Genomic DNA, 15,162 nt, shown 5'->3' with positions numbered 1-15,162 from the left:
TGGTTTAATGTACTGGATTTTCGATAATTGCTCTTGCATCCTCAGGACTTGTTTTTTGTTTTCCGGTTAACAGATAAATAATCATACCAGCATCCGACGGATCGAAATCACCCTTTTTAACACAAGTTAATTGCCTTTGATACAACCAATCTAATTGATTTTTCGCTTCTTCTGAAGTATTTCTTATCGGTGAAGTATTTATCCAATCGAACATGGCTTTTGGTGCTTTCATACCTTCGTAATCTTTCCCGCCATTTTGATCGGATATTCTATCACAAATCAATCCGAAAGACTCAAAATTCGCTTTAATTTCGTTCCAAGTCCAACCAGAATGTTCTTCCCAATCGTAAGGTTTATCAGAGTGTCTATCATTCCAATTCGAATGAGAAATAATTCTCACATATTTTAATTTTACTTTTTTTGATTGTGAAATTGCAGAGCCCACAACATGCATAGGCCCAGCAGCCACAATAGTTAACGGGTTGCTCGCCTTAGATTTATTAATTTCTTTTACAATGGCATTAATGGCTTTGGTAGAATCGGCAACCGCTTCTAAGAAATTACTTTTTTTAAAATTATATATTTTTTGACCTTCTAAAGCACTTATTAACATTTCGGCTTTTCCTTTTTTCTTTTGATAATCGCTCCCCCAAATATGATCACTAAACGTGTAAACTGTAAGTTTATCTTGAAGTCCTTTTGCTGCCAACAGCGCTAGTGTAAAGGGTGTAGCAGCCCAATCATCATGATCGTGCTCATTGCCATCAGAACTTACCACAATACGACCAATAGAATACGGTACAGTTTGTGCGAAAATATTAGAACTAAAAGTTAGTGTGATACAAATAAGAATAAAAGCAAGCTTTTTCATTTTAAAATGTGGTATTTATTAAATATTTTCAAGTTTCTGTAAACGTAACAAAGCTTCCATGTAATAATAATCGGCATAAATAATTGGCATATCGATTTCTTTATTCTTTGGATGATTTCCTGTGGAATGTAATAGCAAGGCATCATTTTTAGCATGACTCAAATAAGCACTAGATGATAGTATTTCAACGAGTTTTTTGCCTGCGTTGAAATATTTAGATTTTAACTTTTCATCTTGAACCAAACCTGACAATTCCATTAAACCACATGCTGCAACCGCTGCCGCAGAAGCATCTTTTGGTGCATTTGGAATTTTAGGATCGTCGAAATCCCAAAACGGAATACCATCTTCCGGTAAACGCTCTAAAAATTTATCTGAAAGTTTTATGGCAGTATTCAAAAAATTAGAATCACCAGTTTCACGATATGCCATTGCAAAACCATAAATTCCCCAACCTTGCCCTCTCGCCCACATCGATTCGTTAGCATAACCTTGATGTGTATAGCCTTGTAAAAACGCTCCTGTTTCTATATCAAAAGATCCAACATGAAATGCAGAACCGTCTTCCCTAACCAAATACTTCATAGTTTGTTCTGCATGACTTTTAGCTATATCGTACAAACTTTTATCTCCACCATTTTTAGCTGCCCAAAAAAGCAACTCTAAATTCATCATATTATCTATAATGGTGTTGTGTTTATATCGCTTAATTTGAGAAGGCCAAGATAAAATGCTACCAACTTTCGGGTTGTATAATGTTGCTAATGTATCAGCTGCTGCCAACAAAATTTCTTTGTAATTTTGTTTTCCAGTTAATCTATAACCATTACCATAGCTACAATATAATTGAAAACCGATATCGTGATTTCTCGCAGGACTGTATGCTATGGTTTTTAATGTTTCAGTGAATTTAACGGCTTTATTTTTAAGAACCTCATCTCCAGACTCTTCATAAGCATACCATAAAATCCCAGGATAAAAGCCACTACACCAATCTTTTGGTTTCACATAGCTCCATTGCTTGTTATTTTTATCTATATGCCTCGGAAAACTATCGTAAAATGTAAGTTTTTGAGTTACTATTTTTATTTTGTCTACGTTTTGATTTAAAACCATGTTTACATCAAACTTTGATAATTGATTTATAGCTGTTTCTTTCTTTACAGACTTACAGGAGAAACACACAAATAACATTAAATACAATATTGATTTTATTAACCGCATTTTTTCAGTTTTAAAACATTCACATCAAACCTATCAATCAACCTGATGTTTCTTTGAATTTTTATGCAATTTAAAATTTATAAGATTCCTTCTTGTTAAATTATCATTCGAAAACTATAAATTATCGTTTAAAATTACGATTTCTGATATCATTAAGAGCTAGTTTACCACTAACATACCTTTTAGCTGTGCATAAAGAAAATTAAATTAAAATTCATTACGGTAAACAGCTTTCACACTTTTACGTAAGAATACTTCTAAAGAAAACAAATAAAACCTCTATCCCTCCTAAAGATGGGCATTTCAAGAAAAAAGAATCATAATTTATATTGATTGGTCTATAAGTTATCATGAACAACTAAAATTTTAAATACCATTGTAATTCTAAAACTAGATTAAAACCACTCTCTCATTTTGATATGATTTAAAAATGAATATTTCATTACTAAGTCGTAAAAAAAACAAAAGGGTATCTAAACAAACAAACTAATTATTTATGATGAAAAAACTCAAAAATCAGACCAGTCTGAAAAAACCACTAAGCCTATTTTGGATGATAGCTTTTTTGGTTTGTAGCATGACTAATGTTGGGTACGCAAACCCAATAAATGAACAAAACAGAACTATTACAGGAACAGTTGTTAGCGCAGAAGATAACTTCGGAATTCCTGGGGTAAATGTAATTGTAAAAGGCACCTCTACTGGCGCCGTAACAGATTTTGATGGAAATTATAGCATTACTGTTCCTTCAAACAGTTCGGTCCTTTCGTTTTCTTACATAGGGTATTCTAGTAAAGAAGTTACAGTTGGAAGCAACTCTACTATTAATGTAACGTTAGATTTAGACATAGCAGCCTTGGATGAAGTTATTGTTGTAGGTTTCGGTACACAGAAGAAAGCAACCCTTACAGGTGCTGTTACCCAAGTAAAGGGTGACGATGTTTTTAAAGGAAAAGGAACATCAAGTGCAGCATTAGCGCTACAAGGAGAGGTTCCTGGCTTAGTTGTAACTAGAACATCATCTCGTCCTGGTAATGACGGTGCGAATATCCAAATTCGTGGCGATATTTCAGTAAATAACATTGGGCCACTTATTTTACTAGACGGACTAGAAATTGCAGAATGGCAATTAGCAACTATTAATGCAAACGATATAGAAAGTTATTCTGTATTGAAAGATGGAGCTGCTGCTATTTTTGGAACCAAAGCTGCTGGTGGTGTTATTTTAGTAACCACTAAAAAAGGGAAGCAAGGTAAAATGAAAGTGAATTACAAAGCTGAAACTCAAATGAATTTTGCTGGAGACATGCCTGTTTCTAGCTTAAAAGATTGGGGTAAATTATGGTTACTTGCCGGTGAAAACGACACCTTTGGATATACCGATGGTAATGGTGTTGCACAACAAGCTACAGGAACATATCGTTTTTTCACACAACAAGAAACGCAAGATATTGTTGATGGTACTTATCCCCTAGCACCAGAATCTGTATTTTGGTTAGGTAAAGATCACCGTTTGGATGATGTTAATCAATATGATGCTGTTTACGGAACTACAATCTCTGAAAGACACGATTTATCTCTTTCTGGTGGTAGTGAAAATGCAACTTATAGAACCTCGTTTGGTTATGCTAACGAACGCTCTCCAATATCATTTGTTTATGATGGAGCTAAACGTTACAACTTTAGAACAAACTTAACATATAAAATGAGTGATATGGTGAAAACAGATTTCAGCGTATCTTATGATAGTAGAAAAGTTGACGAACCTACTCAAGGTGTTGGTCATGGTGTACAAGACATGTACTTATTTCCGCTTTACAATCCACAAGGCCAATACTACGATATCTTTGGAGCAAACAACTTGTTAGCAAAATTAGATGAAGGTGGGCGCACAGTAAACAGAGAAGAAATTTTTAGACTAGGAGCGAAAATCACTTTAGATTTAAACCAATACGCTGAAGGACTATCACTTACCTATAACGGTAATATGAGTTCACGTAACGGAACTAGAATGGAACGTACTACATCTGTTACTATGTACGATTGGGACGGAAACGTTTCTAGTACACCTACATCATTACTAAACTCTGGTGTAAAATATTTTGATACCGATATCCGTTTCCAAAACCATGTATTACAAGCAAATTATTTAAAATCTATTGGAAAACATAATTTCGGTGTTCTTGTTGGTACAACAGCAGAACAACAACAAATTAACAGAGCATATACTGCTAGAACCAATATGTTAAGCGATGAATTGGATGATATTAATACAGGAGATATAACTACTCAAGTTACAGGAGGTTCTCCTAAACAATCTAACGGAAGTACATTTAACTCTGGTAGTGAAGCAGTTGGTTTAATATCTTACATTGGTAAATTTAACTATGATTATAATGGCATCTATCTTTTAGAAGCTTTAGGTCGCCGTGATGGATCTTCAAGATTAGACCCTGATTATCGTTGGAAAAATTTCTTTAGTGCATCTGGAGGTATTCGTTTATCAGAATTAAGTTTCGTTAACGACTTAAACATTTTTAATAATTTAAAAATAAGAGCTTCTTATGGAGAAACAGGCTCTGTAACAGGAATTGGTGCTTATGATTACTTATCAAGCATCAATACAAGTTCTACCATTTTTGGAGCTGCTCCTTCTTTAGCTAACACTGCATGGGTTGCTGGCTTAACAACTACTCAACGTTCTTGGGAGCGCGTAGCAACAACAAATTACGGTTTAGACTTTACAATTTTAGATAACCGTTTAAGTGGTACTGCTGAAGTTTTCCATAGAGAAAACAACGACATGTTAGTTCAAATTACTTACCCTCAAATAGGTGGTTTTTCTGCTCCAGACACAAACAGTGGTGATTTCGTTTCAGATGGTTACGAAGTTTCATTAAACTGGAGGGATCAAATAGGAGATCTTAAATACAGAGTTGGAGTTATGTTTTGGGATAGTAAAAGTGAAGTTGCACGTATGGAGGGACAAACTGCAATTACTTATGGTGTTAACCAAGTTGTAGAAGGAGATCCATTGAATGCTATTTATGCTTACAAAACAGATGGATTATTTCAAAATGAAGAAGATATACTAGATTACTACAACCAAGTTGGTTTTAGCGATGTTACTAGCCAATCTATGAAATCGGGATCTTTATTACCTGCTTATAGAAGTTCAAACCGATTAACTCCAGGAAGTGTTAAACGTGTAGATGTAAATGGTGATGATGCGATTACGACAGATGATTTAGTTTATGTTGGAGATGCCAATGCTCACAACAGTTATAGCTTTAGCCTTGGTTTAGAGTATAAAGGGTTTGATTTTAGTGCCTTCTTTCAAGGTGTAGGAAAACAGAATATTGTACGTGATGGAGCTTTAGCATACCCATTCCGTTCTTGGTGGACAAACCAAAACCCAACTTACCTAACATCTTCTTGGACGCCAGAAAACACGAGTGCTTCTAACCCTGTAATCTCTTACAACGGACAAAGAAATAACTGGAACTACAGACATATCAATGATATTAATGTTATCAAAGCATCTTATCTACGTGCTAAAGTACTTTCATTGGGTTACACTTTACCTCAAGATATTTTAGACAGAGTTGGCTTAGATCGTATTAGACTGTCTTTAACAGGAAATGATTTATTTGTAATCGATAATATTAAAGATGGTTTTGATCCTGAAAAAGGAGATTCTGCAGGACAAGGTAGCACTGTTCCTTATACCTCTACTATGGTATTAGGACTAGAAATTACATTTTAATAAAAATTAGTTTAAAAGAAATATATCAAGAATATGAAAAATATAAATAGAACCTTGAGAACCAAATGTCTCTTACCTGTTTTAGCTATTTTTATGCTAACGGGTTGTGACGACTATTTGGATCAAGAACCACAAGACGCACTAACAGAAGCCCTGTACTTTGAAACGGCTGAACAATTTGAAAACTCTGCTAATTACCTTTATACAAGATTAGGTTTTGATTATGAAGGTGATCAAGATTCACAAGGAGATGCATCATCCGATTTATCAGGAAATATACCTGCAACAGATGCCTATGGACAAGGGAACTCGACAACGCCAACTACCGATAATATTTGGCAAAACAACTATACCTATTTACGTGCTGTAAATCAGTTAATTGAAAAAGCAGAAGATTACCCTGGAAACCAATCAGATATAGAAGGTCCTGTTGGGACAGCATACTTTTTTAGAGCATGGCACCACAACAACTTATTGAAACGTTTTGGAGGTGTACCTATAGCTATTAAAGCTTTTGATGTTGATTCAGAAGAATTATACGCACCAAGAAATAGCCGTTATGAAGTTGTTGCACAAATGATCGAAGATTTAGATATGGCAATCGCTTTATTACCTTCGCAAAATTCGTTATCAACATCAGATCAAGGTAAAATATCCTTAGAAGCTGCAAAATCTTTAAAAGCTCGTGTTTTACTTTACGAAGCTACTTGGGAAAAATACGTTGGAACAACTACGGATGGAGATGGTAGCGCTACAGGTGCAGGTTCTAATAAACCTTCTGGATACCCATCAATTGAAAACATGTTTACAGAGGCTAAACAGGCGGCTTTAGAGGTTATCAATAGTGGCGCGTTCGAACTTTGGGATTACAGAGATGAGCTAGGCGAAGAGCATTTATTCTACTTATACAACTTAGAAGATGGAGGTTCAAACCCTATTGGTTTAACGAAAGCAGAAAATAAAGAATTTATATTTCAAACCGTTTTCGATTTTAGCTTAAGAAAAATAGGAAAGAATTTAACACATGCTAAACCAATTACTCCATCTAGAAAAATGATGGATATGTACTTATGTACAGATGGTTTACCTGTTCAACACTCATCTGTTTTTGAAGGCTATGATACGATGTTGTCTGAATTCCAAAATAGAGATTTCCGTTTAAAGAGTTTTGTTAGCGAACCATTAAAAGAATATTGGGGATGGGGATCTAACACTAATGGTGGTGGTGCTCAATACGGTGTAGCATTTTCTGAAAGTGGCGTTGCTTTTGATTATCGTTATGTTCCTCAATTAACATCTCCTGGTGCTGGTCGTAATATCGGATACCAAGGACGCAAATTTACAACTGAATATATTCTAAGAGAAACTAACCAAGAGTCTTTTAATTATCCACAAATTCGCTTAGCGGAAGTTATGCTTATTTATGCTGAGGCTGCCGTAGAATTAGGAAACGGAGCTATTAGTGATGGTGACCTTGATATCTCTATTAATAAAATTAGAGAGCGTGCAGGTGTGGCTCCTTTAACAAATGCTTTAATCGCTCCTTTTAGTGATTTAACTATGTTAGGTGAAATTCGTCGTGAACGTGCTATAGAACTAGATGGAGAAAACTTCCGTTTTGATGACTTAAAACGTTGGGGAACTGCTGTTGAAGAATTATCTAGAAATGTTTGTACAACTTATATTGAAGGAACAGAGTACGAAACTGCTGAAAACCCTAAAAACCCAGGAACAAACATATGGTTACCAAGCGCTTTCCCTCTTGGTTTAACCCAAGACGAAGAGCCTGTTTCAACATACTCAGGAATTGCTTCAACAAAACCAGGTGCTTTAATTTTAGACCCGTCAGGTAATAGAATATTTTCATTAAAGAACTATTTAGATGCTATTCCAACTAATCAAATAGATCAAAACCCAAACTTGTTACAAAATCCAAATTGGTAATATAAAATAGAAATATTTTAAAAAGTTTTTTTATTAAACCGGCAAATCGAAGATTTCGATTTGCCGGTTTCCTTTTTAATCCATTCAAATTAAAACTATAAGAGTAGCTCCTTTTAAAACACATTATTAGTTGCTTTCTTATAAAAATTTAACTCATCCCTCTCAAAACCCTTAAAATAACTGATAATTTATAGATATGGAACCATAAATTATAGTCAATAACTTTAAAATGAGATAATATTGTAAAAGGAAGTCGTTAATATATCATTTTGATTTCAGTTGATATAAAAACGATAACCGTCATAAAGTTTGAAATTAAGTATTATATAGTTTGAGTTAGTTTTTTTTTAATTGAAAATAAGCAGTTATATTTTATAGCTGCTTTTTTTATGAACAATGCTAACAACCTGAAACAAAAAAAGCCACCAATTAAGGCAGCTTTTTTTTTAGAGTGACTAACTCAAAATAATTATGTATGCTAATAATTATTTTTTCTTTTTCGAGGCTAATGTTTCTTTTATTATTAAACCCGCATCTGTAGCGCCATGAATTTCGGCATATTTAGCTGCTGTCATTTTTTTAGAATTCTTAGCTTTCAAATCTGCTCCATGTATTATTAAAAGTTCCAAAATTTCAGTTCTGTTAAACTTTGCGGCATACATAGCCGGCGTCATGCCATTAGAAATTTGATTCACATCTTCACCTAAAGATAATAACTTCATAACGGTATCAATATCACCCAAAGCGATAGAGACACAAAAAGAATTCACTTTAAAATAGCGTACACTTTCTAAAGTATTAGGAGTTGAATTTAAAGGTGTTGCATTTACGGTTCCTAAAGAAAAGCATAAGGCGATTGCGGAAATAATGATTGATTTTTTCATGATGAAAGATTTTTGATTTGATTAAATTGATTATGTTTTTTGATATACTTAAAAGACGACGGAAACTTAAAAGTGTTACATAAAAAATAAAAAACATTGAGTTTTCATCATTTAATTTCAATATAATTAAGCAAAACCTCCATTTTCAAACATATTAACAAACCCCTATTAAATAGGCTATTTTCAGGCTATATTTAATGGTCACTTAGGCCAAGTTATGTATCTTTGTAGTGTTTCATAAAATTTTTAAATAAAATGAATAAAAAAGTAATCTTAATGATTCTAGACGGTTGGGGAAACTCTCCAGACCCAAAAGTTTCAGCTATCGATCATGCAAATACACCTTTCATAGACTCTTTATATAAAAAATACCCATTCGCTACTTTAAGGACCGATGGTCTGCATGTTGGCTTGCCAGAAGGCCAAATGGGAAATAGTGAAGTTGGCCACATGAATTTAGGAGCAGGTAGAATTGTGTATCAAGATTTAGCTAAAATTAATTTAGCTATAGAAAAAGACACGCTTAAAGATGAAAAAGTATTAATAGATGCTTTAAAATATGCTTCTGACAATAATAAAAATGTTCATTTTTTAGGTTTACTAAGTGATGGTGGTGTACATGCGCATACTAGTCATTTACGTGGTTTTATTGATGCTGCTAACAAAGCGGGCGTAAACTCTTATGTACACGCTTTTACAGATGGTCGTGATGTCGATCCAAAATCTGGTAAAGGTTATGTTGAAGCTTTACAAAAATATACTGAAGGTACAAAAGCTAAAATAGCAACCATTACAGGGCGTTATTATGCCATGGATAGAGATACGCGTTGGGAACGTGTAAAACTAGCTTACGATGCTATTGTTAACAATGTGGGTACTAAAACAGATAACCCTGTTGCAGAAATTCAGGCTAATTATGATAATGATATTACCGATGAGTTCATCAAGCCATTAATTATCACAGAAAACAATAAAGCTGTAGCTAAAGTAGAAAAAGATGATGTTGTAATCTTCTTTAATTTTAGAACAGATAGAGGTCGTGAGTTAACCGAAATGTTAAACCAACAAGATTTCCCAGAATACGATACCCAAAAATTAGATTTATACTATGTAACCATCACAAACTATAGTGATGCTTTTAAAGGTATAAAAGTGATTTTCAATAAAGATAATATTACAGAAACACTTGGTGAAGTTTTATCCAAAAATGGAAAAAAACAAATTAGAATTGCCGAGACTGAAAAATACCCACACGTAACATTTTTCTTTTCAGGTGGACAAGAAACTCCTTTTGAAGGCGAATCTCGAATTTTGAAAAACTCGCCAAAAGTAGCGACTTACGATTTACAACCAGAAATGAGTGCTTTTGAATTAACTGATGCTTTAGTTCCTGAATTACAAAAAGGAGAAGCCGATTTTGTTTGCTTAAATTTTGCAAATGGTGATATGGTTGGACACACTGGTGTTATGGAAGCTGCAATAAAAGCTTGTGAAGCTGTTGATACTTGTGTAAACAAAGTAGTAACAACAGGTTTAGAAAACGGATACACTACCCTATTAATTGCCGACCACGGTAACTGTGAAACCATGATTAACCCAGATGGTTCTCCAAATACAGCGCACACAACAAACCCAGTGCCTGTTATTTTAATAGACAACGAATTAAAAAGTATTAAAGATGGTGTTTTAGGAGATATGGCTCCAACTATTTTAAAACTTATAGGTGTAGAGCAACCAAAAGCAATGACGCAACATCCTTTAATTTAAAACACAATAACTTAGGCTTTGTAAACTACCGTTAATAATTATGAATTTTAATAACACAAAAATAATTGCTGTCGATTTTGATGGCACGATAGTAGAAGATGCTTATCCTAAAATAGGAAAGCCTATGATATTTGCTTTCGAAACCTTAAAAAAGTTACAACAAGAAGGGCATCGTTTAATTTTATGGACCTACAGATGTGGTAGTAGATTAGACGAAGCCGTTGCTTTTTGTGAAGAAAACGGTATCAGTTTTTATGCTATAAACAATAGTTTTTCTGGTGAAGAATATACTAGTGATATTAGTAGAAAAATTAATGCTGATATTTTTATTGACGACAGAAGCATTGGTGGCTTTATTGGTTGGGGAGAAGTTTATCAAATACTTACCAACGAAACACCAGTAATTCCAAAACAGAAAAAAGGCTTTTTTAGCTTCTTGAAATAGCTTGAATTTGAAGTCTCTTCATTTCAAACAAAATTCAATCCTAGCAATTTAAGTATCTTTGCCCTTATTTTTTAGAATATGATAGTAATAAAAACAAAAGAAGAAATTGAATTAATGCGCGAAAGTGCCTTAATAGTATCTAAAACATTAGGCGAAGTTGCCAAGGCATTAAAGCCAGGTGTAACAACGCTTCAACTTGATAAAATTGCCGAAGAACATATTAGAGACCATGGTGCTATACCTGGTTTTTTAGGTCTTTACGATTTCCCGAACACGCTTTGCATGAGTCCGAATACTCAAGTAGTACATGGTATTCCTAATAATACACCTTTAGTTGAAGGCGATATTATTTCGATAGATTGTGGTGCTTTAAAAAACGGATTTTATGGCGATCACGCTTACACTTTTGCAGTAGGAGAAATTGCTCCTGAAACAGAAAAACTACTTCAAGTTACTAAAGAATCTTTATACGTTGGTATTCGCGAATTTAAGGCAAATAACCGTGTGGGCGATGTTGGTTATGCCATTCAAAAACATTGTGAAGATCATGGTTATGGTGTAGTTCGCGAATTAGTTGGTCATGGATTGGGTGCAAAAATGCACGAAGATCCAGAAATGCCAAACTATGGTAAACGCGGTAGAGGTAAAAAGTTTGTTGACGGTATGGTAGTTGCCATAGAGCCAATGATAAATTTAGGTACTCACCGTATTAAACAACATAGAGACGGCTGGACAATTACAACTTTAGACGAAAAACCATCGGCACATTTTGAACACGACGTAGCTTTAGTAGACGGTAAACCTGAGTTACTTTCAACTTTTGCTTACATTTATGATGCTTTAGGTATAGTTTCTAACGAAGAAGATGAATTTCGCCAAAACGCATTAGTACTTTAAATGAATACATCCATAAAATCTATTGAACTCGCACTAAAACCGTTGCGAGAAAAACTCAATTCGCATAAATTATACAGTGATTTAGCTTCGGTTAGAGATATTAAAACCTTTATGGAACAGCATGTTTTTGCTGTTTGGGATTTTATGAGTTTGCTAAAAGCGCTTCAAAATCATTTAACTAACACATCAGTACCTTGGACCCCTGTAAAGCACCCTTCTACGGCCCGTTTTATAAATGAAATTGTTCTAGGTGAAGAAAGTGATGTTAACGAGCTAGGCGAGCCTTACAGTCATTTTGAAATGTACTTAGATGCCATGCAACAAATTGGAGCAAGCACGGCAGACATAGATAAATTTATAAAAAATATAGTAGCTGGCGCTTCAGTTTCTGATGCACTAACTGCTTTAAATTTACCAAAAGAAACTCAAGCTTTTGTAGATTTCTCTTTTAAAACCATTGCTACTAATGCACCGCATAAAATTGCTGCTGCTTTTACCTTCGGAAGAGAAGATGTAATTCCTGATATGTTTTTTCAAATTATTAAACAATCGGAACAAAAACACAAAGCCTCTTACAGTAAACTTACTTATTATTTGGAGCGCCATATAGAATTAGATGGTGATGAGCATGGACCGTTATCTTTAAAAATGGTTGAAGAATTATGCCAAAACGATTCTCAAAAATGGGATGATGTTTTAGAAACTGCACAAGATGCACTAAAATATCGTATTGCGCTTTGGGATGGCATTTCAAACTTAATTTCATCAACAGAAGCTCTAGAAGATTAAACATTGAAAAAACTTTTCAAACTTATATTGAATACCATTCCGAGACCTTTATTAATAAGGTTAAGCTATATTATTCGTCCGGTTTTAGCTTTCTTTTTAAGAGGAAATACTTTTACCGACCCTATAGACGGAAAGGGTTTTAAAAGTTTTTTACCATACGGTTATGGGCAACAACGCAATAATGTTTTATCGCCTTCTACTTTAAGTTTAGAGCGCCATAGATTGCTTTGGCTTTATCTAAAAAATGAAACCGACTTCTTTTCTTCGGAAAAAAAAGTGCTTCATTTTGCTCCCGAACAATGTTTTTTGAAGCGCTTTAGAAAATTAAAAAACTTAAATTATACTACTACCGATTTGCTATCGCCTATTGCTGATGTAAAAGCTGATATTTGCGATTTACCTTTTGAAGATAATAGTTACAATATTATTTTTTGTAATCATGTTCTAGAGCATATTCCAGATGACACCAAAGCCATGCAAGAGCTTTACCGTGTGCTTAAACCCGGTGGAATGGGAGTTTTTCAAATTCCTCAAGATTTATCTAGAGCTACTACTTTTGAAGATGATACTATTACCGACAAAGCAGAACGTGCTAAAATATTCGGACAGTATGATCATGTTCGTGTTTATGGCCGAGATTATTTTGATAAGCTACGCAGCATAGGTTTTAAAGTAGATGAAGTAGATTATACCGCAAACCTTTCCGCGGAAGCGATAAAAGAATACTGCTTAGCTCCAGGTGAAATTATTCCTGTAGTTTATAAATAACATTTTTAGTTTTTCTCAATATTATGACACAATCTATTATACTTGCAACAGGTGCCGTTTTTGGTATGTTATCTGTAATTTTTGGTGCTTTTGGAGCGCATGCTTTAAAAAAAATACTATCTGCAGACCAATTACAAAGTTTTGAAGTTGGAGTAAAATACCAAATGTATCATGCCATTCTGTTAGTTGCTTTGGGTTTGAATCCTGAATATGTAACGATGCCAATTTATTGGTGCTTTACCATTGGTATCGTATTGTTTTCTTTTAGTATTTATGGATTAATACTATCGGATGCTCGAGGTAAGAAGTTGAAATTTCTGGGACCTATCACACCATTAGGAGGCTTACTTTTAGTAACCGGTTGGTTGCTTTTGTGCATTGCTGCTTTCTAATAAAATTAAGGCTAATCAGTTATTTTAATTTTCCCCAAAGCCATTCAAACTCAACGTTTCAAACTCTTTTTTATCATTTTCAAATATTAGGAACACTTTTAATTCAGGATGCGCTTCTAAAAAAGTCTTTACCCTTTCTATTCCCATAGCTTTAAATGCGGTAGCATAAGCATCTGCCGTCATGCAATTATCTGCAATTACAGAAATGCTTAACAGGTTCGTTTTACTCGGATAACCCGTTTTTGTATCAATAATATGTGCATAGCGGTTACCATTAGCATCTACCTTAAATTTTCTATAAGTACCAGATGTTGCCATCGCTTTATCTTTTAAAGAAAGTACTTTATTAATAGATTGGGTTCCGTTAAAATTGGGGTTCTCTACACCTACTGTCCAAATCTTTCCACTGGCTTTATTAGAACCTCTTGCTCGTAATTCTCCACCAATATTGATTAAATAATTTTTAACTTTTTTACTTTCAAGAAATTCTCCAACCACATCCACGCCATAGCCTTTTGCTATAGCATTGAAATCAATAAAAGTTCCTTCTGGTTTAATAATTTTATTTCCTTTTAAAGAGACTTTATCCAACCCTACAGATTGCATAAGCTTATCGATTTTAAGGCTGTCTAAATCCGTTATTCTTCCTTCCGGACCAAAATCCCATGCATTTACTACAGCGCCAATAGTGGGGTCGAAAGCACCATTAGTCGCTTTATAAATAGCTTCGGAATTAGAAAAAACTGTTTTAAAATGATGATCAACATCAATCAACTCATTTCGGTTGAGTTTTGAAATATCAGAATTATCAATATAGGTAGACATTGATGTATTAATTACAGCAAATAAACTATCGAGTTGCGCTTCATAATTAGCATCTGTATCGTAAGTTACTTGGTAAAAAGTTCCGAAGACGGAACCTTCTAATTGTGTGTTTTCCGCAGTGGTTATTATTTTATTAGGAGCTTTCTCTTTACAAGCAGAAATCACTAAACAGCAGAGTACTAATTTTAATATATTCATTTAATTTAAATTAGTTTCTAAAACCTGAATACCGTTATATTCCAATAAATACTCTTCGTTTAAATAAAGTGGTTCACTTTCACCTTTAACACTTCCAATTCCAACGCCTGCATATAATACTTTAGCATCATTTTCTCTTGCATGCTTTTTAAAGCTTTCCATCCAAACCACATCATAATTATTTGGATTTTCAGGAAGAATTACTGCTCTCACAATTACAAAGAAATACTGCTTAGTTTTATCCATGCAAACAAATTGCGGATGTCTTTTTAGTTTACTATTTATAGCGATAAACTCGAAACCACGGTGTTCTAAATCTTTACCAACATGGTTCATGGCTAAATTATGAAGTTCTTGTTTTGATAATGCTTTGCTCATGCTGCAAAAATAAG

13 protein-coding genes are annotated in these 15,162 nt (G+C 34.0%); 8 read left to right on the top strand and 5 right to left on the bottom strand.

The window, feature by feature from the left end:
* Positions 1-4 precede the first annotated feature (4 nt).
* Positions 5-871 carry a hypothetical protein gene (locus GQR98_RS11670; protein ID WP_159019652.1) on the bottom strand — a complete coding sequence of 289 codons (867 nt, stop codon included), beginning with the start codon at positions 869-871 and terminating at the stop codon, positions 5-7.
* An 18-nt stretch (positions 872-889) separates the two neighbouring features.
* The gene (locus GQR98_RS11665) at positions 890-2,095 is read right to left on the bottom strand and encodes a glycoside hydrolase family 88 protein (protein ID WP_199270192.1); all 1,206 of its coding nucleotides are present in this window, start codon (positions 2,093-2,095) and stop codon (positions 890-892) included.
* A 496-nt stretch (positions 2,096-2,591) separates the two neighbouring features.
* Here GQR98_RS11665 and GQR98_RS11660 point away from each other — a divergent pair, with 496 nt between their 5' ends.
* A complete protein-coding gene (locus GQR98_RS11660) occupies positions 2,592-5,861 on the top strand; it encodes a SusC/RagA family TonB-linked outer membrane protein (protein ID WP_199270191.1) in 3,270 nt (1,089 codons plus the stop codon).
* Between the two features lie 33 nt (positions 5,862-5,894).
* Positions 5,895-7,805 carry a RagB/SusD family nutrient uptake outer membrane protein gene (locus GQR98_RS11655; protein WP_199270190.1) on the top strand — a complete coding sequence of 637 codons (1,911 nt, stop codon included), beginning with the start codon at positions 5,895-5,897 and terminating at the stop codon, positions 7,803-7,805.
* A 485-nt stretch (positions 7,806-8,290) separates the two neighbouring features.
* Here the strand turns inward: GQR98_RS11655 and GQR98_RS11650 are convergent, their stop codons facing one another.
* Entirely contained in the window at positions 8,291-8,689 is a 399-nt protein-coding gene (locus GQR98_RS11650) for an ankyrin repeat domain-containing protein (protein ID WP_159019651.1), read from the bottom strand.
* 255 nt (positions 8,690-8,944) lie between these two features.
* Between GQR98_RS11650 and gpmI the strand changes: the two genes are divergently transcribed.
* The 6 genes from gpmI to GQR98_RS11620 all read left to right on the top strand — a co-directional run bounded on the left by gpmI (position 8,945) and on the right by GQR98_RS11620 (position 13,747).
* Positions 8,945-10,456 carry a 2,3-bisphosphoglycerate-independent phosphoglycerate mutase gene (gpmI, locus tag GQR98_RS11645; RefSeq protein WP_159019650.1) on the top strand — a complete coding sequence of 504 codons (1,512 nt, stop codon included), beginning with the start codon at positions 8,945-8,947 and terminating at the stop codon, positions 10,454-10,456.
* A gap of 40 nt (positions 10,457-10,496) precedes the next feature.
* Complete coding sequence (locus GQR98_RS11640) at positions 10,497-10,901, top strand: BT0820 family HAD-type phosphatase (protein ID WP_159019649.1); 405 nt, start codon at positions 10,497-10,499, stop codon at positions 10,899-10,901.
* Between the two features lie 78 nt (positions 10,902-10,979).
* The gene (map, locus tag GQR98_RS11635) at positions 10,980-11,798 is read left to right on the top strand and encodes a type I methionyl aminopeptidase (RefSeq protein ID WP_159019648.1); all 819 of its coding nucleotides are present in this window, start codon (positions 10,980-10,982) and stop codon (positions 11,796-11,798) included.
* Complete coding sequence (locus GQR98_RS11630; protein ID WP_159019647.1) at positions 11,799-12,587, top strand: DUF3050 domain-containing protein; 789 nt, start codon at positions 11,799-11,801, stop codon at positions 12,585-12,587.
* A 3-nt stretch (positions 12,588-12,590) separates the two neighbouring features.
* Positions 12,591-13,355, top strand: coding sequence for a class I SAM-dependent methyltransferase (locus GQR98_RS11625; RefSeq protein WP_159019646.1), 765 nt, complete (start codon positions 12,591-12,593; stop codon positions 13,353-13,355).
* 23 nt (positions 13,356-13,378) lie between these two features.
* Positions 13,379-13,747, top strand: a complete 369-nt coding sequence (locus GQR98_RS11620; protein ID WP_159019645.1) for a DUF423 domain-containing protein — start codon at positions 13,379-13,381, stop codon at positions 13,745-13,747.
* A 24-nt stretch (positions 13,748-13,771) separates the two neighbouring features.
* Here the strand turns inward: GQR98_RS11620 and GQR98_RS11615 are convergent, their stop codons facing one another.
* Both GQR98_RS11615 and GQR98_RS11610 read right to left on the bottom strand, forming a co-directional pair.
* Complete coding sequence (locus tag GQR98_RS11615; protein WP_159019644.1) at positions 13,772-14,770, bottom strand: FAD:protein FMN transferase; 999 nt, start codon at positions 14,768-14,770, stop codon at positions 13,772-13,774.
* On the bottom strand, positions 14,771-15,148 hold the full coding sequence (locus tag GQR98_RS11610; RefSeq protein WP_159019643.1) for a Na(+)-translocating NADH-quinone reductase subunit F: 378 nt from the start codon (positions 15,146-15,148) through the stop codon (positions 14,771-14,773). It lies immediately after the preceding gene.
* Between the last annotated feature and the right edge of the window lie 14 nt (positions 15,149-15,162).

This window comes from Algibacter sp. L3A6, from assembly GCF_009796825.1.
Taxonomy (GTDB): domain Bacteria; phylum Bacteroidota; class Bacteroidia; order Flavobacteriales; family Flavobacteriaceae; genus Algibacter.
This window is presented reverse-complemented; position numbering and strand designations above follow the sequence as displayed.

Bases quoted from the DNA above. Each gene is read 5' to 3' on its own strand.
- GQR98_RS11670 (WP_159019652.1), bottom strand. From the start codon at position 871: ATGAAAAAGCTTGCTTTTATTCTTATTTGTATCACACTAACTTTTAGT.
- GQR98_RS11665 (WP_199270192.1), bottom strand. From the start codon at position 2,095: ATGCGGTTAATAAAATCAATATTGTATTTAATGTTATTTGTGTGTTTC.
- GQR98_RS11660 (WP_199270191.1), top strand. From the start codon at position 2,592: ATGATGAAAAAACTCAAAAATCAGACCAGTCTGAAAAAACCACTAAGC.
- GQR98_RS11655 (WP_199270190.1), top strand. From the start codon at position 5,895: ATGAAAAATATAAATAGAACCTTGAGAACCAAATGTCTCTTACCTGTT.
- GQR98_RS11650 (WP_159019651.1), bottom strand. From the start codon at position 8,689: ATGAAAAAATCAATCATTATTTCCGCAATCGCCTTATGCTTTTCTTTA.
- gpmI (WP_159019650.1), top strand. From the start codon at position 8,945: ATGAATAAAAAAGTAATCTTAATGATTCTAGACGGTTGGGGAAACTCT.
- GQR98_RS11640 (WP_159019649.1), top strand. From the start codon at position 10,497: ATGAATTTTAATAACACAAAAATAATTGCTGTCGATTTTGATGGCACG.
- map (WP_159019648.1), top strand. From the start codon at position 10,980: ATGATAGTAATAAAAACAAAAGAAGAAATTGAATTAATGCGCGAAAGT.
- GQR98_RS11630 (WP_159019647.1), top strand. From the start codon at position 11,799: ATGAATACATCCATAAAATCTATTGAACTCGCACTAAAACCGTTGCGA.
- GQR98_RS11620 (WP_159019645.1), top strand. From the start codon at position 13,379: ATGACACAATCTATTATACTTGCAACAGGTGCCGTTTTTGGTATGTTA.
- GQR98_RS11615 (WP_159019644.1), bottom strand. From the start codon at position 14,770: ATGAATATATTAAAATTAGTACTCTGCTGTTTAGTGATTTCTGCTTGT.
- GQR98_RS11610 (WP_159019643.1), bottom strand. From the start codon at position 15,148: ATGAGCAAAGCATTATCAAAACAAGAACTTCATAATTTAGCCATGAAC.